This is a genomic window from Nonomuraea sp. NPDC001831, from assembly GCF_042892035.1.
Taxonomy (GTDB): Bacteria; Actinomycetota; Actinomycetes; order Streptosporangiales; family Streptosporangiaceae; genus Nonomuraea.
On record NZ_JBIATU010000010.1, the window covers coordinates 268302 to 293501 of the forward strand.

The window sequence follows — 25200 nt, forward strand, 5'->3', positions numbered from 1 at the left end:
CGGGCACCCGAGAGCGCCCGCCGTCTCGGCACCTACCAGCACCACTCGATCCAGAGCCGGCGGGCCCCGGACATCAGGCGCTGCGTGCTCTTGCGGCGGATGGTCATCTTCTTCATGGGCGCCTCCTGGGGAGTGATCCACTTCGAGATGCCCAGAGCATAAACCGGCTTGTCCGAAATGAGTAGACCATCCGGAATCAAACATGATCTGGCCTCAAAACCGGCGGAACGCGCAGCGGAGATCTTGTCGGTGGCGCGATCTATCGTCCCGGCCATGACTTCAGCGACGCAGGCGTACACGTACGCCGCGCCCTCCTCCCTCATCGACGGTCGCCTCGGGCTCGCGACCTCCGGCGGCCGTGCCCTGTCCGGCCCCGCCGTGGCCCCCCGCTTCTTCAGCGGCGTGGTGACCCAGGCCGCCCCCGCCGCGGCGGCCCTGCTCGGCGTCGCCGACGTGGCGCTGGCCCGCTACCACCAGCCGCAGGAGCGGCCCGGCTGGGTGCGCGACCCGGTGGTGACGTGCAACGGCGACCGCCTGCGCTTCGAGTCGTTCTCGGCCTGCGGCGGCGTGTACGCCCGGCTCGACCTGCTGCAGGGCGCGCTCGACGGCGAGGTCTTCGACCGGGGCACCACCAACGTCGACGTGAACGCCCCGCTGCGGGAGGCGCTGGCGCGCATCGGCGCGCGCGACCCGCTGCACCTGGGAGTGGGCCTCGACGAGCTGGTGGTGACCACGACGGACGGCGCGGTGGTGGAGAAGAAGGTGCCGCTGCCCGAGCGCTGGCTGCGCGGCTTCGCCGAGGTGCAGGTCATCGCCTCGGGCATGGACCAGCGCGGCGAGCTGGCCGGCATGGCGGCGGTGCGCTTCCTGCGCGGGCTGCCCAGGAGGGGCACGGTGTGGGTGGCGCAGGCGGGGCGCGACCTGAAGGTCTCCGACCGCCCGGCTCCCGGGTCCGTCCAGCTCGCCGGGCCCAACCGGCTGGCCACCCTGCTGCCGCTGCTCCGCTTCGCCAAGGCCCTGCGGGTGTACGGCCCGTCCGACGCCGCCTCCAGCGCCTGGGAGCTGGAGCTGCCGGGCATGCGCTACACGCTCACTCTCTCGCCCGAGCGCTGGCGCGGCTTCTCCGGCGAGGGCGCGGTGCTCGACGACCTGGCCACCGACGCGGCCGAGAACGACGCCGACCTGGTCGGCATGCTGCTCAACTTCGAGCCCGAGGTCGAGATCGGCCTGCTGGCCGACCGCGCCGGCATCCCCGCCGACCGGGTGCGGGCCGCGCTGACGCAGCTCGGCGTCGCCGGCCGGGTCGGCTACGACCTGGCCGAGGCCGCCCACTTCCACCGCGAGCTGCCCTACGACAAGGACAACGTGACCGTGCTCAACCCGCGGCTGGCCAAGGCGCGCAGGCTCGTCGAGGCGGGCGCCGTGCGGCTCGACGGCGAGTCGGCCACCGTCCGCACCTCGGGCGGCACGCGTCAGGTCTCGCTGGCCGACGGCTCCTGCACCTGCGAGTGGTGGTGGGACCACCGCGGCTCCCGCGGCCCGTGCAAGCACGTGCTGGCCGCCCGGATCGTCGCCCGCGCCGCCGTGGAGGTCTCCCGATGACCCGCTGGACGGAGATCCGCGACCTCGTCGTCCGCAACGAGTCCGGCCGCCTGGCCGACCTGCTGGTCACGCTCACCGAGCAGGAGCGCGCCGAGCTGGCCGGGCAGCTGCCCGGCCTGGTCAAGGAGCTGCGCCGGGTCCGCACCGAGCAGGTGCGCGCCGAGCACCCCGACGACTTCGGGGAGATGGTCTCCTGGGAGGTCGACAAGCTGCTCACCGGCATGGCCAGGGCACTGCTGGTGGCCGGGGTCGGACTCATCACCGGCCCGGCCGCCGCGGTGACGTGGATGACCGGCCGCGACGTCAACCGCCGCTGGGGGCCGGCCATCAGGGTCGACCAGGTGTGCCGGGTGGCGGCCGCCCGTCCGCCGGAATGGCGCCGGGACGTCGCGGTGCGGCTGGCCCGGCGGGTGCGCCGTCCCGCCGACCGCATCGCGCCGCTGGCCCTGGAGCTGCTGCGCCGGTCCGGCGCGGTGCCGCCCGACCACGACCCGCTGGTGGCCGCCTGGCTGTTCCTGCCGACCGTGCCCGACGACCCGCTGGCCCCCGTGCTGCTGCCCCGGATCTTCGACGCCGACGGCGCCGGCCGCGTCCTGCGGGAGGAGTCGCTGCAGCCCCGGCCCTCCCGCTGGCTGGCCGCCGTCGCCCGCAAGACACCCAGGGAGCAGGCCCTAGACGGTTGCGTGAGCCGGTTCCTGCGTGGCGGCGAGCAGCAGGACCTGCGGTTCTTCGTCCGGCTGCACACGCTGCTCGATCCCACGCCCGCGGAGTCGGCCGCCCGTCTGCGCGACTACCTGCGGTTGTTGCCGTCGGCGCCCGGCACGGTCGCCGAGTCGGCCGCCGCGCGGGTGCGCGCCGCGATGCCGCTCGACCACGCCGACCTGGTCGAGGCGGTCGACGCGCTCACCTTCCGGGCCGAGGCCAAGCTCGCCGCCACCGGGCTGCGCTGGCTCGACCAGGCGATCCGGGCCACGCCGGAGACCGCCGCCGACTTCGTCGCCGCGCTGACCACGGCGTACGGGCACACGTCCTTCGACGTGCGCAACCGGGCGGTCGAGCTGACGCTCAAACACGCCGGCCTGCTCACCGAGCACGCCGAGGCGATCCTCGACGCCGTCCGCGAGCTCCCCGCCGATCTGGGCGCGAGGCTGGCCGAGCGGTTCGGCGGGGAGACCCCGGTCGAGGAGCTGCTGGAGCCCAAGGAGTTCCCGCCGCTGCCCGAGCCCGCGCAGGCGCTGCCCTTCCCCGAGCCGTCGATCTTCCCGGACGGGCACGAGCCCTGGATCGACGAGGAGCGCTGGCTGGCGGCCTTCGTCACCGGCGTCGCCGACGACCGGGCTGAGCTGCGCCGCAGGCTCGCGCCCCACGTCGAGCAGGCCCACGTCGCGCAGGCCCATGGCCACTGGCGGCTCAGGGACGTGTGCCTCGACCCCGGCGACTGGCGGACGGCGCTGGCCGCCGAGCTCGTCACCCCCGGCAGCGTGCCAGAGCTCCCGCCGATCCAGCCGGAGAGGTTCTGGGACCGCGCCGCCCACTCCATGGGGGTGCGCGCCGTCACCCGCGGACAGGAGTCCGACCAGGAGCCGCCGACCGGGCGGATCACGGTGGGCGGCTACCGGCCCGGCCGCTTCCTCGACGACGACGCCCCGCTGCGCGTCTTCTCCATCACCTGGACCAGCGACGAAGGTCCCGCCAAGGCGGTGGCCCGGGAGGGCGACCGGGAGATCCCCTTCGCCGGAGGCCGGATCAGGCTGAACGAACCCGATGATCCCCGTCCGGTGCGGAAGAGGCCCGGCGTCCGGTACGACGACTCCGTGGAGGTCATGCCGTACCACCTCCTCGACCGCGCCTACGACGAGATGACCGCGCTCGGCGTGGATCCCGTGCGGATCGCGGCGATGCGGCTGGGGGAACCGGTGCCCCCGCCGGGCCCGGACGAGCCGCTCGCGCAGGTGACCGTCGTGTTCGTGCCGCCGCGGCGGCGTTCGTACCTGCCGCAGGCGCTGTCCGAGCAGGACGAGTGGCGGCGGCGCAACCGCCTGCCCCGCCTCGGCCGGGTCGCCCCGCTCCACGACTTCCTGCTGCACCGCTACGCGGAGCTGGCCGCGGCCCTGCGCACGAACGCCCTCCCGCCGGTGCTGCTGGCCACCCCGACCTGGACGAGCGGCCACCTCGACCCCGACGTGCTGGTCGGCCGGCTGGAGACGTGCGCCGCCGCCGGGGTGGAACCGCTCCCCGCCGACCTGGCGCAGGCGCTGCTGCGGCTGCCGCGGGGCCGCCATCCGGCGGCTGCCGAGCGAGCTGCCAAGGTCGAGTCGGAGGCGGCGCGGTCGGCCGCCCGCTGGCTCGCCGGTGACGGCATGGCCGACCCCGAGTGCGGCCACGTGTGGCGGCACATGGTCCACGCGTCCATGGTCGAGTTCGGCGACGGCGAGCCGGAGCACTTCACCGAGGTCAGGCTGCGGCCCGTGCTGCGGGTGACGGCCCCGACCGGCCATCGGCTGATCGACGAGGTGGTGCTGCGCGAACCGGCCGAGCGGGCGGGCGGCGAGTCCGGCCACACGCTGGGGGCGTGGCCCGCCGTCCTGCCCTCGCACCGCGAGGTGGTGGCCGTCAACTTCCTGCCCTACCTGCTGCACGGCCACCACTGGGGCGCCTGGACCGCTCCGGCCGAGATCACCCGCCTGGAGCTCGCCCAGGGGCCGATGGGCGAGTCCACGGCGCTGATCCTCGCCTTCCTCCTGGCCGGCGGCGTGCCCGGCATGATCCCGCTGGCCCTGCGCCTGGCCGCCAGGGGCGAGCTGCCCGCCGAGGAGATCGGCCGCCGGCTCGCGCTGGTGCTGCGCCGCACCTGGCAGGAGACCACCCCCGCCATCGCGGCCCTGACCCGGCTGGCCGAGGCCGGCGGCCACCACGAGGTGTGGCGCGTCATGCGGGCCCTGCTGCCCGTGATGTTGCCCGGCGAGGGGCGGCGGGTCACCGTGAGCCACACCCGGCTCGTCGCCTTCGCCACCGACGTGGCGCTCTGGACCGGCGCGCGCGGGGAGATCCCGGTCGTCGCCGAGTTCGCGGGCAGCCGCCGGACGACCCGCTTCGCCCACGCCTGCCGCCGCCTCCACGCCCAGCTGACCGGAGCCACGTCATGACCGCCGACGACGTCCGCGCCGAGATCAGGCGCCTCGTGCTCGCCTGTGACGCCGAACGGCTGGCGGCGCGGTTGCCGGACCTCACCGGCGCCGAGCGGGCCGCCGTCGCCGCCGAGCTGCCGGGCCTGCTCGCCGAGCTGCGCCCGCGGCTGCTCGCCGCCCGCTGGGACGCCTTCGACCAGCTCACCGGTCCCGCCGAGGCGCTGATGATGGTGGGCGCGGCGACCGTTCCCGGCCCGGCCGGCGCGGCCACCTGGCTGATGAAGCGCGACCTCGATCCGGGAACGTCCGGCGTGCCGAGCCCGCACCGGCTGGTCAGAGCGGTCTCCGGCCGGCCGGCGGCCTGGCGGGCCGAGCTGGCGGCCCGGCTCGCGCGCCGCGTCCGCCGTCCCGACGACCGGGCCGTGCCGCTGGCTCTGGCGCTGCTGCGCGACGGCCCGGTCCCCCCGCCCGACCACGAGCCGCTGGTGGCGGCCTGGTTGTCGGCGCCGGCCGTGGCCGACGACCCGCTGACGCCCCACCTGCTTCCGCGGATCTTCGAGGCGCCCGGCGCGGGCCGGGCGCTGGCCGAGGAGAAGCTCACCCCCGAGCCGTCCCACTGGCTGGCCCTGGCCGGCCGCGCGCTGCCGCGCGAGCAGGTCATCGCGGGCTGCGTGCGCCGTTTCCTGCTCGGCGGCGACACGCGTGACCTGCGCTTCTTCGTCCGGCTGCACACGCTCGTGGCGCCCACGCCGGCGGAGTCGGCCGGACGGCTGCGCGACTACCTGCGGCTGCTGGCCACCGCGCCGGGCCCGGTGGCCGAGCTGGCCTGGCGGCAGGTGCGCGGGGCCCGGCTCGACCCGGCGGACGTCGCCGAGGCCGTCGAGTCGATGACCTTCCGCCCGGAGGCCGGGCTCGCGGTGAAGGGCCTGACCTGGCTCGACCGCGCCCTCGGCCCCCAGCCGGAACGGGTCAACGACCACGTCGCGGCGCTGAGCAACGCGTACGGGCACGCCTCCCACGAGGTGCGCGACCGCGCGGTCGCCCTCACCCTCAAGTACGCCGGTCACCTCACCGACCCCGCAGCGCTCCTGGAGGGGGCCGAGCTGCTGCCCCCGGCCTCGGCCCGGCGGCTGCACGAGCGCTTCGGCGCGGGCCGGACCGGCGACTTCACCCCTGGCCTGCTGCCCGCGGCCACCGTGCCGGGCCCGTTCCCGGTCCGCAGCCCGGAGGCCGGTCCGCCGGCGGAGGTGGACTGGATCGCCGTCGAGGCGTGGCTGGCGGCGGTCGTCCGGGAGGCCCACGCGAACCCCGGTTCCCTGCGGGAGACGCTGGCCCGGCGGTTCGGCGAGGAGCTGCGGCCGGTGCTCTACGACATGCCGGTGTGGGAGTCGCCGCGCGACTGGTGCACCGCGCTGGCCAGGGAGCTGGTCAACCCGGGCGAGGATCCGGGGCCGCCCGGCTCGCGTCCGCCGCGGGAGTGGACGCCGTACCGGAGCACGCCCGGCGACGTCGGGCAGGCCCTGTACGACGGCATGGTGAACCTCGCGGCCACGGCCTTCCGCCTGCTCCCCGGCCTGCGCACGATGCTCCCGCTGCACGATCTGCCCGACGACGTGCAGGAGAAGCTGCTGCGGACGGACGACGTCGAGACCGATCTCTACGACCCCGGCGCCCGGCCGGCGCCCGCCGAGTGGGACCGGCTCCCCCGCCCGGAGGTATGCGCCGGCCCTCACGCCTTCCTGCTGTCCCGCCTCGACGAGCTGCTGCGCGCCGCGAAGGCCGGAGCCCTGCCCCCGGTCCTGCTGGCCACGCCCACCCGCGCCGACGGCCACCTCGACCCCGAGACGCTGCTCACCCGCCTGGCCGGGTGCGCGCGCTCCGGCCGCGAACCGCTGCCGTTCGACCTGGCCCAGGCCCTGCTGCGGCTGCCGCCCGAACCGGCCCCCGACCTGGCCGGACGGGCGCAGGGCATCGCCTCGCAGGCCGCCGCCGCGGTGGCCCGCCGGCTCGGGCGCGGCGCGCCGCCGCCCCCGCGGGTCGAGGTGACCTGGAGCCCCGAGCTCGGCTCGGCGTCCCATGAGCAGGTCCTCGACCGGCGCGGGATCGCCGCCGTGAGCTGGCCGCCTGCCGAGCCCACCGGCCTGGCCCGCGTCGACGCCCTGCTGGCCGCGCCCTCCGGGAGGGGCCGCTTCCGGCGCGGGTCACGTGACTTCTGGCCGCGCATGACGCCGCACCACCGGGAGCTCGCGGCGGCCCATCTGGCGCTCTGCCTGCTCGACTACGCGGTCCCGCCCGGCATCGACGACCTGCGCGGCCTGGCGCTGGCCGGAGGCGAGTCCGGCCCGGCCACGGCCCTGGTCCTGGCCTTCCTGCTCACCGCGGAGGGCGACGACGCGGTGCCCCCGCTGCTCGAACTGGCGGCCAAGGGCGCGCTGCCCGCCGCTGAGACGGGCCGTGCGCTGGGCATGCTGAGCCGCCGCGGCGGCGCGCGGGCCGACCTCGCCCTGCCGTCACTGGAACTGGCCGCCCGGCAGGGCGCGCACGCCGAGGCGTGGACGATCCTGCGCCACTTCCTGGCCGTCTTCCTCCCGCGCGGGGGCGAGCGGGCCCGGCGTGCGCACACCGACGCCGTCGTGCTGGCCACGGACGTCGCCATGTGGGCCGGCGCGCGCGGCGCGATCCCGGAGGTGGCCGCCCACGCGGACAGACGCGGCTCGACCTCGCTCACCCGGGCCTGCCGGGGCCTGCACCAGGCGCTGACCCGGGAGCCCTGAGCCGGAGCCCGGCGCCGATCCCGCCGCCCGAGCCGAACCGGCGGCGGGATCAGCCCCGGACAGGCCGAAGCGGCGCCGGGGTCGGCCCGGCGCCGCTTCGGTGGTCCCGCCTGCTCAGCCGGCCACCAGCTCGTAGCCCGCCTCTTCGACGACGTCCCTGATCTTCGCGTCGTCGAGGGCGTCGGTGGAGGTGACGGTCACCTGCCCCGTGGCCAGCTCGACGTCGACCGAGGAGACCCCGGCGACCTTGCCGATCTCGGTCTTGACGGTGCCCGCGCAGCCGCCGCAGGTCATTCCGGACACCGTGTAGGTCTTCGTGCTCATCGCCTCGCTCCTCTCGTGATACCCCGGCCGGGTATGTCGGAAGAGAACGTACGCCCGATCTTCAGGAAAGGCAAGCCATACGGAGGAGGGGTATGTGAGACGCGCGTCACATTGCCTCGGCCATACCCCCTACCGGTATCGTTGCCCCGCATGAGAACTCTTGACAAGATCGTTGTGGTCGGCGCCTCGCTGGCGGGGCTGCGGGCCGTCCAGACCCTGCGCCGGGAGGGCTTCGACGGCGAGCTCACGCTGGTCGGCGCCGAGGCGCACGCGCCGTACAACCGGCCGCCGCTGTCCAAGAGCGTCCTGCGCGGCGACGAGGACGTCACGCTCCCCGGCGCGGAGGAGCTCGGCGACGACTGGCTGCGCGGCAGGCAGGCGGTACGCCTGGACGCCAGGAGCCGCACGGTCGTCCTCGACGACGGCGCCGAGCTCGGCTACGACGGCCTGGTCGTCGCGAGCGGCGCCCGTCCCAGGCGGCTCGACGGCGTGCACACCCTGCGCACCCTTGAGGACGCCCTGGCCCTGCGCGCCGAGCTGGACTCCGGCCACGAGCACGTGCTGGTCATCGGCGGCGGGTTCATCGGCGGCGAGGTGGCGACCACGGCCAGGCAGCTCGGCCGCAAGGTCACCCTGGTCGACTCCGGCCCGCACCCCATGCACGCGGGCCTCGGCGCGGCGGCGGCGCGCTGGCTGGCCGGGCACCACGAGCGCAACGGCGTCGAACTCGTCACCGGTGTCCGCGTCACCGAGGTGACCGGCGGGCAGGTGCGGCTCGACGACGGCCGCGTCCTGTCCGCCGACCTGGTCGTGGGCGGCATGGGCGTGACGCCCAACACCGAATGGCTGGCGGGCAGCGGCCTGGCCGTGGACGACGGCGTGCTGTGCGAGCCGACGCTGTACGCCACCGGCTCGGTGAACGTCGTCGCGGCGGGCGACGTGGCCCGCTGGCCGCACCGCCTGTACGGCGACGCCCTGATCCGCGTCGAGCACTGGTCCAACGCCAACGAGCAGGGCGCGGTGGCCGCCCGCAACCTGCTGGCCGGGCCCGACGAGGCGCAGCCGTTCGCGGACGTGCCCAACTTCGCCACCCACGTGCACGGCGCCCGCATCCAGACGGCCGGGCTGCCCCACCTGGCCGACGAGGCGCGCATCGTCGCCGGCCACCCGGACGAGGACCGCTTCGCCGTGGCCTTCGCCCGCGACGGCGTGCTGGTCGGCGCGGTCGCCGTCAACGCGCCGAAGGACCTGATCAGGCTCAAGCGGTCCATCGCCGCGGGCGAGGCGCTCTGACTACGACCGCGGGTAGCATGACCGGCATGATGCGTGGCCTTGGCGAGCTCGAATCCACGATCATGGACTGGATGTGGGCCAGGCGGCGTCCCGCCTCGGTCCGCGACGTCTTCGAAGACCTCAAGCAGCGGCGGACCATCGCCTACACCACGGTGATGACCGTGATGGACAAGCTGCACACCAAGGGCATGCTCCGGCGCGCGGCCGTCGGCCGCGCCTACGTCTACGAACCGGTCGCCTCCAAGGAGGCCTACACCGCCGACCTGATGCGCCGCGCGCTCGCGGGCAGCGGCAACCAGGCCGCCACCCTCGTGCACTTCCTCGAACGGCTCACCCCCGAGGAGGCCGCGGCGCTGGAGGCGGCCCTTCAGGTCTACCCGCAGCGGGGCCGTCCCGCATGATCGCCGCCGTCGTGCTGGCCTGTTACACCGTGGTGGCGGCCGTCTGGCTGCCCGTGCCGGGGCAGCGGGCCGCGAAGTGGGCCGACCGGGCGCCGCGGCTGGCGATCGCGCTGTGGCAGGCGGGGGCGGCGTCCGTGGTCGCCTCGGCGGTGCTCGCCGCGCTGGCCTTCGCCGTGCCGGCCGAGATCGTGGGCCACGGGCTGGCGGGGTTGTTCGAGGCGTGCGCCGACATGCTGGGCGACGGCTCCAGCGTGTCGCGGGTGGGGTTCGCGGCCATGCTGGCGGCCGGCGCGGTGCTCGCCAGGGTGCTCTGGTGCGGCGGGACGGTGCTGGTGCGGGCCGCCGTGGAACGTCGCCGGCACACCGCCATGTTGCGGCTGCTCGGACGGCGCGACGCCGAGCTGGGCGTGGTGGTGATCGACTACGACGAACGGCTGGCGTACTGCGTGCCGGGCCGGCGGGCGCAGACCGTCATCACCACGAGCGCGTTGCGGGCCCTGACGCCGGAGCAGATCGCCGCCGTGCTGGAGCACGAGCGGGCGCACCTGCGCGGCCGTCATCATCTGGTGCTGGCGGGAGCCGAGGCCCTGGTCCGGGCGTTTCCCGGGGTGCCGCTGTTCGAGCGGGCCAGGACCGAGATCGCCCGGCTGGTCGAGCTGCTCGCCGACGACGTCGCGGCCCGCCGTCACCCGCGCGCCCAGATCGCCGCGGCGCTGGTGAGCCTGGCCACCGGGCGCGCGCCGGCGTTCACGCTCGGGGCGGGCGGGGAGACGGCGCTCAGCCGCGTACGCCGGCTGCTCGGCCCCGAGCAGCCGCTCGGCCGCCGCGAACGGCTGACCGGGCTGCTGGCGGTCAGCGCGCTGCTCGGCGGGCCCGCGGCGGTGGCGCTGGCGCCGGGGGTCGGCTCGTTCCTGGCCCACCACTGCCACTCGCTGCTGTCGCTCTGACCTACTACCGCCGCTAGTAGCCAGGCGGCCGGACGGCGTCAGGCGATCTCCCAGCGCGTCCAGTGCCCCACGGCCCCCGCGACCAGTCGCACCGCCATGGCCGCGACGGTGGCCGCCTTCTCCATGCAGAGCCTCGTCGCCGCGATAGCCCCCGGCCCGGCCGGCAGCGGCGTGCCGAGCGACGATGCCGGCCGCCACCCCGCACTCAGCGCGCGGGGCCGGGCCGGATCTCCATGGAGCCACAGGGCACGGTCCGGCGAGGCCACACCGCGCCGCCGTGTCCCCGCCTGTTCATGCCCGCCCGAACGGGGGCGGCCGGGCTGTTCCCGAGGCGGACGGACGGTGGGGGCACGCCTTTATGTCTACTATACGTCATAGTAGCCTGGTCGCTCGCGTGAAGCCGGTCCTCGGACCTCTCTTCGCCCACATGCCGCCGACAAGAGGCTCACCTCCCTCTTTACCGGCATACCCCATACCCCTAAAAATCGGTCACCCCTCCTAAGGAGTATCACCATGGACCATAGTGGACATCACCCTCCCTCCTCCTCGCCGGAACACCATCACGCCGCTCCGCCCGCCGCCACATGGGCCATGGCCGCGCAGGCGACCCTGCACTGCCTGACCGGGTGCGCGATCGGCGAAGTGCTCGGCATGGTGATCGGCACCGCGCTCGGCCTGTCCAACCTCGCCACCGTGATCATCTCGGTGGCGCTGGCCTTCGTGTTCGGCTACGCGCTGACCATGCGCGGCGTCCTGCGCGCCGGGGTGGACTTCAAGGCGGCGCTGAAGGTGGCGCTGGCCGCCGACACCATCTCGATCGCGGTGATGGAGGTGCTGGACAACACCGTGATGGTGACCGTGCCGGGCGCCATGGACGCCGGGCTGGGCAACTGGCTGTTCTGGGTGGCGCTGGCCGGGTCGCTGCTGGTGGCGTTCCTGCTGACGACGCCGGTGAACAAGTGGCTCATCTCCCGCGGCAAGGGCCACGCCGTGATCCACCAGTACCACCAGGGCCACGGCGGCCACCAGGGCAGCGACGACCACCAGGGCCACGAGGGCCATCACGGCCATCACGGCCACTGACCGGACGCCGCCCCCAGGCACGACATGAGCCGACCCGCCCGCCTTCCGAGATCCCCCACGAATCCCGGACGCGAGGCGGGCCCGCTCGCAGCCCCCCTGTCCCGCCCTCATGAGCGGGCCTCTCCGACCACCGCACATCCCGGCTCCCGACGCCGACCCAAGACGGCGCGACGCCCCCGGTGTGTCCTTCTCCCGCGCGACATGACGCTCCCCCGGCGCGACGCCTCCCGCCATGTGCAGCCCGCGCCTCCGGTGGCCCGGCCCGCAAGGCCCGCACACCCCGCGCCCCCCGACGCGCCACGCATACCCCTCCCCCGCACACTTCGGCCCTCTCACCCGTTTCGCGTGCCCTGCCCGCGCATTCACCACCCACCCGCCGCCCCCACCGGCCCCGCACAGCCTCGCGCGATACCCCCACCCCCCATGCCGCGCCCCTATCCCGCACCTCCGCCCCCACAGCTCCGCACACCCCGCCATCCGGGCAAGTGCGGCACATCGCAACCCCGTGCCCGCGTCACATGCGCGTCCTTGCCCCCGTGACGCCCCGACGCCTTGAGGCACAGGCCGCTCGAACTGCGGGAATGCCGGCGCCCGCGAGGCGTCGTGCCGCCTCGGCGACGTACGCGGACCCGCCGCCCCGGTGCACGGCCCGGGTGATCTCCGGAGCGCGGACTTGACAGATACCCCCCCGGTGTATGTATGTTCATCGCCAGATACCCCCTACCGGTATTTCAGAGGAACCCAAAAGACCCGCCCGCATCCCCCACCGGGGTACGGCGTAGTGCTGGAGAATGCTCATGTCCGCACCATCCCCCCGGCGATGGACCGCCCTGGCTCTGATCGCCACGGCCCAGTTCATCGTCATCATGGACACGTCGATCATCGGCGTGGCCCTCCCCCGCATCCAGGAAGACCTCGGCTTCTCGCAGGAGAACCTGTCGTGGGTCTTCAACGCCTACGTCGTCGCCTTCGGCGGGCTCCTGCTGCTCGGCGGCCGGCTCTCGGACCTGTTCGGCGCACGCAAGCTGTTCGGCGCCGGCTGGCTCATCCTGCTGGCCGGCTCGCTCGTCGCCGGCATCGCCCCCGAGGTGTGGGTCGAGCTCACCGGACGTGCCGTCCAGGGCGTCGGCGCGGCCCTGATCGCCCCGTCCGCGCTGACCCTGCTGATGATGCTGTTCGGCCACGACCCCAAGGAGCTCACCAAGGCACTCGCCCTGTACGGCGCGGCCGCCCCGGCGGGCGGCACCGCGGGCGTGTTCCTCGGCGGCGTCATCACCGAGTACCTGAGCTGGCCCTGGGTCTTCTACATCAACATCCCGATCGCGCTCGTCGCGCTCTTCGCCACCCGTCCGCTGATGCCCGCCGGTCAGTCCCAGCGCGGCTCCATCGACATCCTCGGCGCGCTGACCGTCACCGCCGGGCTGGGCGCGGCCGTCTACGCCATCGTCCGGGCGCCCGAGGTCGGCTGGGGCTCCGCTCAGACCTGGGGCGTGCTGGCCGCCGCGATCGCGCTGCTCGTCGCCTTCCTCGCGATCCAGGCCCGCCGTCGCGAGCCGCTGATGAGGCTGTCGATCTTCCGTACGCCGAACCTGGCCGCCGCCAACCTGACCCAGCTCCTGCTCGGCGGCGCCTGGATCCCGATGTGGTTCTTCCTGAACCTGTACCTGCAGCAGGTCCTCGGCTACAGCGCCTTCCCCAGCGGCGCGGCCCTGGTGCCGATGACCGTCCTCATCATGCTCGGCATGATCGTCCTGGCGCCGCGCGCCATCAACCGGTTCGGCCCGAAGGCCGTCACGGTGGCGGGCCTGGGCCTGCTCGCCGTCGGGATGGGCTGGCTGTCGCTGATCAGCCCTGAGGGCAGCTTCGCGGTCGACGTCCTGCCCGCCAGCCTGGTGGCCGCGCTCGGCATGTCGCTGGCCTTCATCCCCTCGCTCGGCACCGCCATCTCCTCGGCCCGTCCGGAGGAGGGCGGCCTGGCCTCCGGCATCGTCAACACCAGCTACCAGGTCGGCTCGGCCCTCGGGCTGGCCGCCATGACGGCCGTCGCCGCCGCCAACGGCGCCGCCCAGCTCGGGAACCTGCCCGCGCTGACCGACGGCTTCTCCTCGGCCTTCGTGGGAGCCGCCGGGATCGCGGTCGCCGGCGCCCTGATCGCCGCGCTGACGCTCCGCTCGCGGGGCGCCGCCCCCGCCGAGGCCGCCGACACCGCCGAGACCACCGCCGCCACCCGCGGCTGACCTCGACGCTCACAGCTCCGAAGGAGAACCCATGTCCATCCTCATCGCCTACGACGGTTCACCCGACGCCCGCCACGCCGTCGAGGAGGCCGCCCGGCTGTTCCCCGGCGCGTCCGCGGTGGTGCTGTACGCCCGTCAGCCCCTGGAGAGCCTGGCCGCCCACCTCGAAGGGCATCCCGCCCTGGAGGACCTGCGGGACATCGACGCCAGGACCCTGGACGCCTCGGAACGGCTGGCCGCCGAGGGCGCCGACCTGGCCCGCTCGCTCGGGCTGCGGGCCGAGCCGCGGGTCGCCTCGGTGCCGGAGGAGGTCGTCGCCGCCGCCATCGTCGACGCCGCCGAGGAGGTCGACGCCTCGCTGATCGTCCTGGGCTCGCGCGGGCGGCAGGGGCTGCGGGCGCTGCTGTCGGGCAGCACGTCCACCCATGTCATGCACGCCACCGCGCGTCCCACGCTGATCGTCCCGTCCAAGCCGCTGGCCGACGCGCGTCGCGCCGCCGAGCACCGCGCGGCCCGCTGAGGTCGTCGGGAAACGCCCGGCTCCTATCGGAGCCGGGCGTTTCGGCGTTCCGGTGAACGCGCCGGACGTGGCGTGCGTATCCCCACACGAGCCGGAACGACGGCCTGTTACGCGGGATAGTACCGGCGAAATGCCAACAAGCAGGGCACATTTCGGTACTATTCCGCCTCAGGCGTGGAGGCGTACGAGGAGGCATCGTAGTGGTCGTGGCGACGAGGCTGGGGCGAGCGGCAGTGGCCGTGACACTTGCGGCGGTCGCGGCGGTCTCCATCCCAGGCGTCGCCTCGGCCGATCCGTCGCCCGCCAAGGCCAGGGCCAGGCTGGTGAAGCTGAACGAGCGGGCCGACGAGGTGGTCGAGCAGTACAACCAGGCGACCGAGGCGCACAAGAAGGCCAAGCAGAAGTACGACGCGCTCAACGCCGAGGTCGCACGCAAGAACGCCCAGGCGGACGGATTACGCAAGGACCTCGTCTCGGCGGTGGTCAGCGACTACCAGTCGGGCCCGCTCACGACCTGGGGCCGCTTCGTCGCCGACGGCACCCCCGACGAGGTGCTGAGCGGCATGGCCGCCCTGGAGCAGATCTCCCGGGCCAGGGCGGCGAAACTGGCGGCGTTCCAGGCGACGACCAAGGACCTGCGCGCCCGGCGCGACGAGGCCCGGGCCGTGCTGGCCGAGGCCGACGCGGCGCGCGACAAGGTGCGGGCGGAGAAGGCGAAGGTCGACACGCTGGTCAAGGCGCAGACGAAGCTCCTGCGCAGGCTGGGCGCCTTCCGCGCGGGCGATCCCAACAGCGCCGGCATCAGGTACACCGGCTCGGCCTCGGGAAACGCCCGCCAGGCGTTGCAGTTCGCCTTCGCCCAGGTCGGCAAGCCCTACCAGTACGGCGCCGAGGGCCCGAACTCCTACGACTGCTCCGGCCTCACCCAGGCCGCCTGGCGCACCGCGGGCGTCGAGCTGCCCCGCACCACCTGGACGCAATGGGCCTGGGGCGCGAGCAGACGCGTCTCGCTCGACGCGTTGCAGCCCGGCGACCTGCTCTTCAGCAAGGGACTCGGCCACATGGGCATGTACGCCGGCAACGGCAAGATGGTCCACGCGCCCCAGACCGGCGACGTCGTCAAGGTGGTCGACCTCGACGACTACTGGCGCACCCGACTGCTCGGCGCCGTCCGCCCCTGACCGGCGACGGCTGCGCACGGGCCGGGTACGCGAAAGGGGCCCCAGGCGTCGCGCCCGGAGCCCTCTTCACTGGAGGCCGTTGTTCACTTGAAGCGGCGCAGCCGCAGGCTGTTGCTGACCACGAACACGCTGGAGAAGGCCATCGCGGCCCCCGCGATCATCGGGTTGAGCAGGCCGAGCGCGGCCAGCGGCAGGGCGGCCACGTTGTAGGCGAAGGCCCAGAACAGGTTGCCCTTGATCGTGCCGAGCGTCCGGCGGGAGAGCCTGATCGCGTCGGCGGCCACCCTCAGGTCACCGCGGACGAGGGTCAGGTCGGACGCCTCGATGGCGGCGTCCGTGCCGGTGCCCATGGCCAGGCCCAGGTCGGCCTGGGCGAGCGCGGCCGCGTCGTTGACGCCGTCGCCGACCATGGCCACGACCTTGCCCTCGCCCTGGAGCTCCTTGACGACGTCGACCTTGTCGGCGGGCAGCACCTCGGCGATCACCTCGTCGATGCCGACCTCGGCGGCCACCGTCCTGGCCACGGCCTCGTTGTCGCCGGTCAGCAGGACCGGGGTGAGACCGAGCGCCCTGAGCTGCTGGATGGCCTCCTTGCTGGTGGGCTTGATCACGTCGGCGACCACCAGCACCGCGCGGGCCTTGCCGTCCCAGCCGACCGCCACGGCGGTCCTGCCGCCCGCCTGGGCGGCGTGCAGAGCGCGTTCCAGGTCGGACGGCAGGTGCTGGGACCACTCCTCCAGCAGCCTCGGCCGGCCGACCAGGACCGCGTGCCCGTCCACGACGCCCTGGACGCCGAGGCCCTCGACGTTCGCGAAGTCCTCGGGGGTGGGCAGGTCGCCGACCCGGGCGGCGGCGCCCTTGGCGACGGCCTGCGCGATCGGGTGCTCGGAGGCGTGCTCCAGAGCGCCCGCCAGGCGCAGCACCTCGGCCTCGTCCTCGCCCTCGGCCAGGTGCACGCCGGTGAGCGTCATCCGGCCCTCGGTGACGGTGCCCGTCTTGTCGAGCACCACCGTGTCGATGCGGCGGGTGGACTCCAGCACTTCGGGGCCCTTGATCAGGATGCCGAGCTGCGCGCCCCGGCCGGTGCCGACCAGCAGCGCCGTCGGGGTGGCCAGGCCGAGCGCGCACGGGCAGGCGATGATCAGCACGGCCACCGCGGCGGTGAACGCCGCGCCGACGCCGTCGCCGGTGCCGAGCCAGAAACCCAGCGTGCCGAGAGCCAGCGCGATCACGATCGGCACGAAGATGCCCGACACCCGGTCGGCCAGCCGCTGCACCTGCGCCTTGCCCGTCTGGGCGTCCTCGACCAGCTTGGCCATCTGGGCGAGCTGCGTGTCCGCGCCGACCCGGGTGGCCCGGACGACCAGCCGGCCGCCCGCGTTCACCGTCGCCCCGGTGACGGCGTCACCGGGACGCACCTCGACGGGCACCGACTCGCCGGTCAGCATCGAGGCGTCCACCGCGGAGGTGCCCTCCTCGATCACGCCGTCCGTGGCGATCTTCTCGCCGGGCCGCACGACGAACCGGTCGCCCACGGCCAGCCGGTCGCTGGGGATGCGGGTCTCCACGCCGTCGCGCAGCACCGCGACGTCCTTGGCGCCCAGTTCGAGCAGGGCGCGCAGGGCGGCGCCCGCCCGGCGCTTGGAGCGGGCCTCGAAGTAGCGTCCGGCCAGGATGAACGCGGTCACCCCCGCCGCGGCCTCCAGGTAGATGTTGCCCGACCCGTCGGTGCGCTCGATCGTGAACGCGAACGGGTGGGTCATGCCCGGGGTGCCCGCCGTGCCGAAGAACAGCGCCCACAGCGACCAGCCGAGCGCGGCGATGGTGCCGACCGAGATCAGCGTGTCCATCGTGGCGGCGCCGTGGCGCAGGTTCGTCCAGGCGGCCTTATGGAAGGGCCAGCCGGCGTAGACGACGACCGGCGCGGTGAGCACCAGCGACATCCACTGCCAGTTGGTGAACTGCAACGGCGGGATCATCGCCATCGCGATCACCGGCACCGCCAGCACCACCGAAGTGATCAACCGGCTGCGCAGCGGCCGCAGCTCGTCCTCCGGCTCCCGCTCGCCCGGCTCGCCCTCGGAGCGGGGCGGCGCGGGCAGCGCGGCGGTGTAGCCGGCCGCCTCCACCTGGGCGATCAGCTGCTGCGGATCGACGCCTTCGGGGAAGGTGACCTTCGCCTTCTCGGTGGCGTAGTTGACCGTGGCGGTCACACCGTCCATCTTGTTGAGCTTGCGCTCGATGCGGTTGGCGCACGAGGCGCAGGTCATGCCGCCGATCGAGAGTTCGACCGCGTTCTGCCGGTCATCGGTGACAGAGGTCATCACCGTTCCCCTTTCCCAGTGGCTTTTCTCAGTGGCTGTGGTTGCCGTGCCCGGCGGGCGTCGCCGAGGCGTCGGGGGTGGCGGGCCGCGGCCCGGCCGCGAGCGTGAAGTCGGCGGTACGGACCTCGCCCTCGTGCTGGAAGTCCAGGAACAGGCGGTAGTCGCCGCCGCTCGGCACCTCGGCGTAGAAGACGATCTCGGGTCCCGGCTGCGTCTTGCCGTCGCCCGGCTCGCCGTCGGGGTGGACGTGCAGGTAGGCCAGGTCGCGGGCGCGGAGGGCGACCAGGTGGCCGAAGGCGCCGAGGTAGGGCTGCAGGTCGGTGACCGGCTTGCCGTCCTTGCTGACCTTGAGGGTGAGCTTGCTGGCCTGGCCCGGCGTCAGGTCGCCGTCGAGGGTGACCTCGTAGCCGTCGACCTTCGAGCTGCGGCCGGTCTCCGGCAGCGGCTTGGGCTGGTAGTCGCCCGCCACGGCCAGGTCGGCGCCCAGCGTCAGGGCCTGGCCGCCGGTCGGCGCGAAGTCAGCGAAGGCCCGGTAGCCGCCCGCCTCGGGGAAGGTGACCTTGACCGACCAGATGCCGTCGGCCGACATCTCCGGATGCACGTGCTGGAAGCTGCCCAGGTCGCGGGAGACCACGATGAAGTGCAGCTTCTTGTCGTGCTGGACCTGGTAGTCGGTGACCGGGCGGCCGTCGGGGCCGGTCACGGAGAAGCGGAAGTCGGCGGGCTCGCCTGGCTTGAGCGACGTGGTGAGCGGGTTGAGGGTGTAACCGTTCTCGGACACTTGGAGCCCCCCGGGGGTATCGTTCTTCTTCGTCGTCGTCTGCTGGGCTGTGTGCTGGTTGTGGCCCGCGCTCTGCGCGGTCTCCGGGGTGGCCGTCATGGCGCTGTGGTCGGCGGCGGGAGCGGCCCCGACCGGGCCCACGGCCTTGCCGGCGCCCAGGGCGCCGCCGAAGACGACGGCCAGCCCCAGGGCGTAGGAGCCGAGCTTGGCTGCGGTGTTCACGACTGGTTCGCCACTTCGTACCCGGCCTCCTCGACGGCGGCGACGATCTTCGCCGCGTCGATCGGGCTGTCACTCTCGACGGTCAGCAGGCCGGAGGCCAGATCGACCTCGACGCCGGTCACCCCGGCGACCTCGCCGACCTCTTCCTTGACCGAACTGACGCAGTGGCCGCAGGTCATGCCCTGGACGGTGTAGGTGGTGGTGCTCATATCGGTCTCTCCTTCAATCCGGTCAGGAACGAACAAGTCTGGCGATGGCGTCGGAGGCTTCCTTGACCTTGGCCTCGGCCTCCGGGCCGCCCTTCGCGGTGGCCTCGGCGACGCAGTGGGCCAGGTGGTCCTCCAGCAACGACAGGGAGAACGACTTCAGGGCGCTGGTGGCGGCCGACACCTGGGTGAGGATGTCGATGCAGTACTTGTCGTCCTCGACCATGCGCTGCAGGCCGCGGACCTGCCCCTCGATGCGGCGCAACCGCATCCCTTGGTCCTGCTTGCTACTGCCGTGTCCAGCCATGTCAGCCCTCCCTCGGCTCGTTGCCGTTGAGCACACTATACCCCCCTATGGTATGCAGAAGGCAAGTGGCGGCCCCCGCGACGAGCTCCGGTGGCCGGATGAAAGGCTGAGGGCATGTTCCCGGAGACTCCCGCCGCCGCCGCGGCGCTGTCGGTGGCCGGCCGCTACTGCTCGCCCGCGCTGCTCAACCACTGCGTGCGCGCCTACCTGTGGGGGGCGATGTACGGCGCGGCCCACGGCATCGCCTTCGACGACGAGCTCTACTACGTCTCGGCCCTGCTGCACGACATGGGGCTGACCGAGCCCTTCGACAGCCACCGGCTGCCGTTCGAGGAGGCGGGCGGGCAGCTCGCCTGGGTGTTCGGCACGGCGGCCGGCTGGCCGGCGGAGCGGGCCGAGCGGGCCGCGGAGATCATCAGGCTGCACATGCGCGCCGACGTGTCCGCCGCCGACGACCCCGAGTCCCACCTGCTGCAGGTCGCCACGAGCTGGGACGTGGTCGGGCGGCGGCCCGAGGAGTTCGCGCCGGACGCCAGGGCGGAGCTGCTGGCCCGCTACCCCAGGCTGGGCTTCGGCGCCGAGTTCCTCGCCTGCTTCGAGGACCAGGCCAGGCGCAAGCCGGACAGCGCCGCCGCCGCGTCGGTCCGGAACGACGTCGCCGGGCGGATCGCCGCCAACCCGCTGGACGGCGGCTGACCCGAGCCCCTGCTCCAAGCCCGGCGACGCCGCAGGTCAGGAACCGGGCCGCAACGAGTTCCGGTACGGCGGCATGAACCGCGTCCTCGGCATCTGGTCGGCCAGCACGCCGCCGTCCACGACGAGGGTGGAGCCGGTGACGTAGCGGGCCGACTCCGAGGCCAGGTACGCCACCGCGCCGGCCACGTCGTCCGGCCTGCCGTACCCGCCGCGCAGCGGGATGCGCTCCTCCCACGCCGCCTCGAAGGCCGCGCGGTCGAAGGGGAAGTCGCCGTCGATCGGGGTGGCGATCATGCCGGGCGCCACGGCGTTGACGGTGATGCCGTGGGCGCCCAGCTCGGCGGCGAGCGAGCGGGTGATCAGCTCCAGGGCGCCCTTGGAGGCGTTGTAGTGGGCCAGCCCGGCCTCGGCCATGAGGCCGTTCTTGGAGGAGACGTTGACGATCCGCCCCCGCACGCCGTCCGCGATCATGTGCTCGGCCACCCGCTGCGCCAGGAAGAACGGCGCGTCGCAGTTGACCCGCATGACGGCCTGCCAGCCGGCCACGGTGATCTCGTTGAAGTGTTCGAGCCGGGCCACCCCGGCGTTGTTGACCAGGACGTGGATCGGCCCGTGGTCGCGGCGGACCTCGTCGGCCAGCCCGGCCAGGCCCTCGGTGTCGGCCAGGTCGAAGCCGTAGGCGCAGCCCGCGCCCGGCCGGTCGACGGTGATCACCCGGTAGCCGTCGGCCGTCAGGCGCGCGGCGATGGCCTGGCCGAGGCCCCTGGCGGCCCCGGTGACCACGGCCAGTTCGGTCATGACAGCCCCAGCAGGTCGAGCGACGGGCGGTGGATCAGCTTCTCGATCTCCTCCCGGTCGAGAGGCGGCAGACCGGGGATGCCGGAGACGGCGCCGACCGCCCGCAGCCCCTCCACCGAGGCGTCCACCGTGGTGAAGGGGTAGTCGCTGCCGAACAGCAGCTTGCCCCACACCCCGTAGTCCTGGGCCAGGCGCAGGCTGTGCCAGAGCTGGAAGGGGCGGTAGTGCAGGGCGGAGACGTCGGCGTAGACGTGGCGGTGCTTGCGGATCACCGCGATGCACTCGCCCTCGTACGGGTGGCCGAGGTGGGCCAGGACCATGCGCAGCTCCGGATGCCTGATGGCGACCTCGTCCAGGTGCACCGGCAGCGCGTAGCGCAGGGGCGCGGCCGAGACGAACGTGGTCCCGGTGTGCACGAGCAGCGGCAGGCCGTGGCGGGCGGCGTAGGCGTACAGGTCGTCCAGCTCGGGTGCGGCCGGGTCGAAACCGGCGTACATCGGCATGAGCTTGATGCCGCGCAGCCCCAGGTCGCGGTGGCCGTGTTCCAGCTCGTCGCGCCAGCCGGGCTGGGTGGGGTCGAGCGACAGGTAGCCGATGAGCCGGTCGGGGTGCTCGGCGGCGTAGGCGGCCACGGCGGCGTCGTCCACCCACAGGCCCGACCGCCTGGCCTTGCCGCCCACCACGACGGTACGGGTGCCGGCCGGCGAGGTGGCGGCGTAGTCCGCCCAGCGCACGGTCAGGTCGACGTGACCGCCGTGCGCGCGGGCGGACTCGGCCGCGAACGGGTCGCCGACGTCGTCCGGGCAGCTGAACAAGTGGGAGTGGACGTCAACGATCACGCTTCTCCCAGCCCTCCTTGAACATGTTCCAGAACCGGTGGGACGGCGGGTGCTCGGCGAAGACCTCGTCGGCCAGCTCGACGCCGAGGCCGGGCCGCTCCGGCAGGCCGACGTGGCCGTCGACGACGGGCAGGACGCCCTTCAGCGCGTCGAAGACGTACGGCTCCAGCATGCCGTCGAACGTCTCCAGGACGAGCAGGTTCGGCATGCCGAGCACGGCGTGCACGGAGGCCGTGGTGCACAGCGGGGAGTTGGAGTTGTGCGGGGCGACGAGCATGGCGTGCACGTCGGCCTGCGCGGCCAGCTTCCTGATCTCGGTGAACCCGCCGGCCATCGACAGGTCGGGCTGGATGATGTCGACCGCGCCGGTGGCGAACAGCCGGGCGTACTCGTAGCGGTTGTGGAAGTGCTCGCCGCCGGAGATGGGCATGGCGGCGCGGGCGCGCAGCTCGGCGTAGCGCTCGATGTGCGTCCACGGCAGCGGCTCCTCGAACCAGCCGAGGTCGAACGGCTCCAGCTCGCGCACGAGCCGGACGGCGGTCGGCATCGCGAACCGGGCGTGCCCCTCGACGAACAGGTCGAGGTCGGGCACGGCCTCCCGGACCGCCGCGACGATGTCCACCGAGAGCCGCAGCTCGGCCCGGGACAACTCGCCCAGCCCTGCGCCGAACGGGTCGAACTTCAGCCCGGTGTAGCCGCGGGCGGCGACCTCCTTGGCCTTGGCCGCGAACACCTGCGGATCGCGCTCGCCGGTGTACCAGCCGTTGGCGTAGACCCGCACCCGGTCGCGGCAGGCGCCGCCGGTCAGCCGGTAGGCGGGCACGCCCAGCGCCTTGCCCATGATGTCGTAGAGCGCCTGGTCGACGCCGGAGACGACGATGCCGCCGACGTCGCCGCCGCGCAGGAAGTCGCCCTGGTACATCCGCAGCCAGATCTCCTCGACGTCGAAGGGATCGGCGCCGATCAGGTGGCGCTGCGCCATGGCCTCGGTCAGCGAGCAGGTCTCCCGGCCCCGGTAGGGGTGGGTGATCTCGCCGATGCCGCTCAGCCCTTCGTCGGTGTGGATGCGCACGTAGGAGAAGTCGCGCCAGGCGGTGCCCAGCGAGAGGGTCTCGACGCGGCTGATCCGGCCGGCGGGCCCGGCCGGGCGGCTGGTGTCAACGGTGAGCATCGGCACCGCCCATGGTGCTGGCGTCGGTCAGGTCGAGCACGTCGCCGCGGGCGTGCCGGGCCGCGATGGCGGCCGCCTCCAGCAGGTGGTCGGCGTCGGCGTCGGTGTGGGCGTAGGAGACGTGGCTGCGCTTGAGGTTCAGCGGCAGCTCGAAGACGCCGTGCTCCAGCAGCCGGCGGCGGTACCCGATGAACATGTTGGCATCATTGCGCAGCAGGTCGTCGTAGGTGCGGGCGGGTCCGGTCATGAAATATCCGACGAAGACCGAGCCGTACCCGCTGACCAGCGCCGGGATGTCCAGCGAGGCGAACACCTCGGCCAGCCCGGTCCTGATCCGCTCGCCGAGGCGGAAGACGTGCTCGTGCACCGGCTCCTCGCGCAGCTTGCGCAGCGTGGCCAGGGCGGCCGCCACGACGGCGGGGTGGCCGTTGTAGGTGCCGGCGAAGAAGGCCGGGCCGCCGGGCCGCGAGCTGAACAGCTCCATGAGATCGGCGCGGCCTCCGAGCGCGCCCACCGGGTAGCCGTTCGCGATCGCCTTGCCCATGGTGGTGAGGTCGGGGGTGATCCCGGAGATCGCCTGCCAGCCGCCCAGGTGGTGGCGGAAGCCGGTGATGACCTCGTCGAAGATCAGCACGCTGCCCGCCCTGGTGCACTCGGCGCGCAGCGTCTGCAGGAACTCCTGCTCGGGCAGCAGGCAGCCGACGTTGTGCGGCACCGGCTCCAGGATGACGGCGGCGATGTCGTCGCCGTGCTCGGCGAACGCCCGGCGTACCGCCTCGGGGTCGTTGAACGGCAGGACCAGCGTGGCCTGCAGCACCTCGGGCAGGATGCCGGTCGAGATGGGGTCGTGGCTGCCGACCTTGTCCGGCGTGGAGATCACGTTGAGGCTGACCGCGTCGTGCCAGCCGTGGTAGCAACCCTGGAACTTCACCACGAGCCGGCGGCCGGTCGCGGCCCTGGCCACGCGCAGGGCGTGGAAGGTGGCCTCGCTGCCGGTGCTGGTCAGGAGCACCTTCTCCACGCTCGGCACGAGCTCTGCGAGCGTCTCGGCGAGCTCCACCTCGCCGGCGGTGACGCCGACGCCGCACAGGTCCACCGTACGGCCGGCCTCGGCGACGGCCGCGGCGACGTCGGGGTCGTTGTGGCCGAGCAGCGGCGGGCCGAAGGCCGCGTGGTAGTCGACGAACTCCCGTCCTTGCGAGTCGCGGAAGCGGGCGCCGGCGGCATGGGTGATCACCAGGTCGGTGAGCCCGGGGATGCTGCGCTGCCCGCTGTTCACGCCGCCCGGGATGACCTGGCGTGCGCGCTCGGCTAGGTGCTTCAAATCTCTCTCCTCCGACGCGCCTCCCGGCCCGGCCCGGCCTGGGAAGCGCTGATCGTCCGCCACAAATTCCGAACAGTGTTTGGCAATACCGAACAGGTGAGGGAGATTGAAACACGAGAATGGGTGGGGGTCAACGATGAATTCCGCTAAGCTGTTCGGCTGTGACGAACACTGCTGCTGAGGAATCGCGATATTGGGTCCGCAGCGTCGCCCGCGCCGCCGAGGTGCTGGAGGTCCTGTCCCGCGTGGGGCCGGGTGGCGGCATGAGCGTGACCGAGGTCGCCGCGGCCTGCGGGCTGAGCAAGAGCGCCGCCTTCGCCACCCTCTACACGCTGCGCGGCTACAGCCTGGTCGCCGACGACGGCGAGGGCATGAACCGCCGCTACCGGCTGGGCATGGCCCTGTCCAGGCTGGGCGCCAGGGCCCAGGAGCAGCTCTCGCTGCGCGACGTGGCCCGCCCCGCCCTGGTCGCGCTCACCGAACGCACCGGCATGAACTCCAGGCTCGCGGTGCCCGAGGCCGGCCAGGCGGTCGTCGTCGACCAGGTGAGCAACGGCGAGCGCATCCAGGTCGACCTGCGGATGGGCACCAGGGAGCTGCCCCACTGCACCGGGCTGGGCAAGGCGCTGCTGGCCGAGATGGGCGACGAGGAGGTCGCCAGGGTCGTCGGCCACGTGGGCCTGCCGCGCCGCACCGGCAACACCATCACCGAGCTGCCGGTGCTGCTGGCCCACCTGAAGACGGTCAGGGAGCTCGGCTACGCGGTCGACGACGAGGAGGACGCCGACGGCATCTTCTGCATCGGCAGCGCGCTGCGCGACCACACCGGCGCCTGCGTCGGCGCGATCAGCATCACCTCGCTCAAGCGCGACCTGCCCGCCTGGCGCTACCAGGAGCTCGGCCGGGAGGTGAGAGAGACGGCGGCGATGATCTCCCAGCATCTCGGGCACGCCCCGTGACGGCTTGACAGATCCGTTCCCACTGTCTAGCGTCCTCGCCAATCGTTTCGGGCGAAGATCCGACTCCGAGCGCCGCGGCCCCC

General features: G+C 73.6%; 22 protein-coding genes. 12 read left to right on the top strand and 10 right to left on the bottom strand.

Annotated features, from left to right (window positions below):
- Nucleotides 1-32: 32 nt before the first annotated feature.
- A complete protein-coding gene (locus tag ACFYYW_RS30475; protein WP_387653595.1) occupies nt 33-299 on the bottom strand; it encodes a hypothetical protein in 267 nt (88 codons plus the stop codon).
- Here ACFYYW_RS30475 and ACFYYW_RS30480 point away from each other — a divergent pair.
- Genes ACFYYW_RS30480 through ACFYYW_RS30490 form a run of 3 tightly spaced genes read left to right on the top strand, consistent with a single transcriptional unit; the run spans nt 274 to nt 7504 of the window.
- Complete coding sequence (locus ACFYYW_RS30480) at nt 274-1602, top strand: SWIM zinc finger family protein (protein WP_387653598.1); 1329 nt, start codon at nt 274-276, stop codon at nt 1600-1602. The two genes, ACFYYW_RS30475 and ACFYYW_RS30480, sit on opposite strands and share 26 nt — an antisense overlap.
- Nucleotides 1599-4748, top strand: a complete 3150-nt coding sequence (locus ACFYYW_RS30485) for a hypothetical protein (RefSeq protein ID WP_387653600.1) — start codon at nt 1599-1601, stop codon at nt 4746-4748. The genes ACFYYW_RS30480 and ACFYYW_RS30485 overlap by 4 nt, the downstream gene beginning before the upstream one ends.
- The gene (locus tag ACFYYW_RS30490) at nt 4745-7504 is read left to right on the top strand and encodes a hypothetical protein (RefSeq protein ID WP_387653603.1); all 2760 of its coding nucleotides are present in this window, start codon (nt 4745-4747) and stop codon (nt 7502-7504) included. Before ACFYYW_RS30485 ends, ACFYYW_RS30490 begins: the two co-directional genes overlap by 4 nt.
- 114 nt (nt 7505-7618) lie before the next feature.
- Here ACFYYW_RS30490 and ACFYYW_RS30495 read toward each other — a convergent pair whose 3' ends face one another.
- Nucleotides 7619-7828: a heavy-metal-associated domain-containing protein gene (locus tag ACFYYW_RS30495; protein WP_352329364.1), complete on the bottom strand. Its 210-nt coding sequence runs from the start codon at nt 7826-7828 to the stop codon at nt 7619-7621.
- Nucleotides 7829-7978: 150 nt separating this feature from the next.
- Between ACFYYW_RS30495 and ACFYYW_RS30500 the strand changes: the two genes are divergently transcribed.
- The 7 genes from ACFYYW_RS30500 (at nt 7979) to ACFYYW_RS30530 (ending at nt 15490) form a co-directional block, all read left to right on the top strand.
- Nucleotides 7979-9121, top strand: a complete 1143-nt coding sequence (locus tag ACFYYW_RS30500) for an NAD(P)/FAD-dependent oxidoreductase (RefSeq protein ID WP_387653606.1) — start codon at nt 7979-7981, stop codon at nt 9119-9121.
- 26 nt (nt 9122-9147) lie between these two features.
- The gene (locus ACFYYW_RS30505; protein WP_352329368.1) at nt 9148-9522 is read left to right on the top strand and encodes a BlaI/MecI/CopY family transcriptional regulator; all 375 of its coding nucleotides are present in this window, start codon (nt 9148-9150) and stop codon (nt 9520-9522) included.
- On the top strand, nt 9519-10469 hold the full coding sequence (locus ACFYYW_RS30510) for a M56 family metallopeptidase (RefSeq protein WP_387653611.1): 951 nt from the start codon (nt 9519-9521) through the stop codon (nt 10467-10469). Before ACFYYW_RS30505 ends, ACFYYW_RS30510 begins: the two co-directional genes overlap by 4 nt.
- Before the next feature lie 513 nt (nt 10470-10982).
- Nucleotides 10983-11552 (top strand): DUF4396 domain-containing protein, encoded by a 570-nt coding sequence (locus ACFYYW_RS30515; protein ID WP_387653614.1) that lies wholly within the window; start codon nt 10983-10985, stop codon nt 11550-11552.
- Nucleotides 11553-12349: 797 nt separating this feature from the next.
- Nucleotides 12350-13789, top strand: coding sequence for an MFS transporter (locus ACFYYW_RS30520; protein WP_387653617.1), 1440 nt, complete (start codon nt 12350-12352; stop codon nt 13787-13789).
- A 31-nt stretch (nt 13790-13820) separates the two neighbouring features.
- Nucleotides 13821-14309, top strand: coding sequence for a universal stress protein (locus ACFYYW_RS30525; protein WP_387653620.1), 489 nt, complete (start codon nt 13821-13823; stop codon nt 14307-14309).
- 233 nt (nt 14310-14542) lie between these two features.
- Entirely contained in the window at nt 14543-15490 is a 948-nt protein-coding gene (locus tag ACFYYW_RS30530; RefSeq protein WP_352331469.1) for an NlpC/P60 family protein, read from the top strand.
- 83 nt (nt 15491-15573) lie between these two features.
- Here the strand turns inward: ACFYYW_RS30530 and ACFYYW_RS30535 are convergent, their stop codons facing one another.
- From ACFYYW_RS30535 to ACFYYW_RS30550, 4 genes are read right to left on the bottom strand one after another with little or no spacing between them, the layout of a single operon-like run.
- Nucleotides 15574-17814: a heavy metal translocating P-type ATPase gene (locus tag ACFYYW_RS30535; protein ID WP_387653623.1), complete on the bottom strand. Its 2241-nt coding sequence runs from the start codon at nt 17812-17814 to the stop codon at nt 15574-15576.
- 28 nt (nt 17815-17842) lie between these two features.
- Complete coding sequence (locus ACFYYW_RS30540; RefSeq protein ID WP_387653626.1) at nt 17843-18817, bottom strand: hypothetical protein; 975 nt, start codon at nt 18815-18817, stop codon at nt 17843-17845.
- Nucleotides 18814-19026 (bottom strand): copper ion binding protein, encoded by a 213-nt coding sequence (locus ACFYYW_RS30545; protein WP_352330522.1) that lies wholly within the window; start codon nt 19024-19026, stop codon nt 18814-18816. Before ACFYYW_RS30545 ends, ACFYYW_RS30540 begins: the two co-directional genes overlap by 4 nt.
- A gap of 22 nt (nt 19027-19048) precedes the next feature.
- Complete coding sequence (locus ACFYYW_RS30550; protein WP_387653630.1) at nt 19049-19330, bottom strand: metal-sensitive transcriptional regulator; 282 nt, start codon at nt 19328-19330, stop codon at nt 19049-19051.
- Nucleotides 19331-19444: 114 nt separating this feature from the next.
- Here ACFYYW_RS30550 and ACFYYW_RS30555 point away from each other — a divergent pair, with 114 nt between their 5' ends.
- On the top strand, nt 19445-20026 hold the full coding sequence (locus tag ACFYYW_RS30555; protein WP_387653633.1) for an HD domain-containing protein: 582 nt from the start codon (nt 19445-19447) through the stop codon (nt 20024-20026).
- Nucleotides 20027-20062: 36 nt separating this feature from the next.
- On the opposite strand, the gene ACFYYW_RS30560 is transcribed toward ACFYYW_RS30555, so the two are convergent.
- Genes ACFYYW_RS30560 through ACFYYW_RS30575 form a run of 4 tightly spaced genes read right to left on the bottom strand, consistent with a single transcriptional unit; the run spans nt 20063 to nt 24158 of the window.
- Complete coding sequence (locus tag ACFYYW_RS30560) at nt 20063-20824, bottom strand: SDR family NAD(P)-dependent oxidoreductase (RefSeq protein ID WP_387653635.1); 762 nt, start codon at nt 20822-20824, stop codon at nt 20063-20065.
- Complete coding sequence (locus ACFYYW_RS30565; RefSeq protein ID WP_387653638.1) at nt 20821-21663, bottom strand: amidohydrolase family protein; 843 nt, start codon at nt 21661-21663, stop codon at nt 20821-20823. Before ACFYYW_RS30565 ends, ACFYYW_RS30560 begins: the two co-directional genes overlap by 4 nt.
- Complete coding sequence (locus tag ACFYYW_RS30570; protein WP_352329130.1) at nt 21653-22834, bottom strand: mandelate racemase/muconate lactonizing enzyme family protein; 1182 nt, start codon at nt 22832-22834, stop codon at nt 21653-21655. Before ACFYYW_RS30570 ends, ACFYYW_RS30565 begins: the two co-directional genes overlap by 11 nt.
- Nucleotides 22821-24158 carry an aspartate aminotransferase family protein gene (locus tag ACFYYW_RS30575; protein ID WP_387653641.1) on the bottom strand — a complete coding sequence of 446 codons (1338 nt, stop codon included), beginning with the start codon at nt 24156-24158 and terminating at the stop codon, nt 22821-22823. The genes ACFYYW_RS30570 and ACFYYW_RS30575 overlap by 14 nt, the downstream gene beginning before the upstream one ends.
- A 161-nt stretch (nt 24159-24319) precedes the next feature.
- Between ACFYYW_RS30575 and ACFYYW_RS30580 the strand changes: the two genes are divergently transcribed.
- Nucleotides 24320-25117 carry an IclR family transcriptional regulator gene (locus ACFYYW_RS30580; RefSeq protein WP_352329134.1) on the top strand — a complete coding sequence of 266 codons (798 nt, stop codon included), beginning with the start codon at nt 24320-24322 and terminating at the stop codon, nt 25115-25117.
- The last annotated feature ends 83 nt before the right edge of the window (nt 25118-25200 follow it).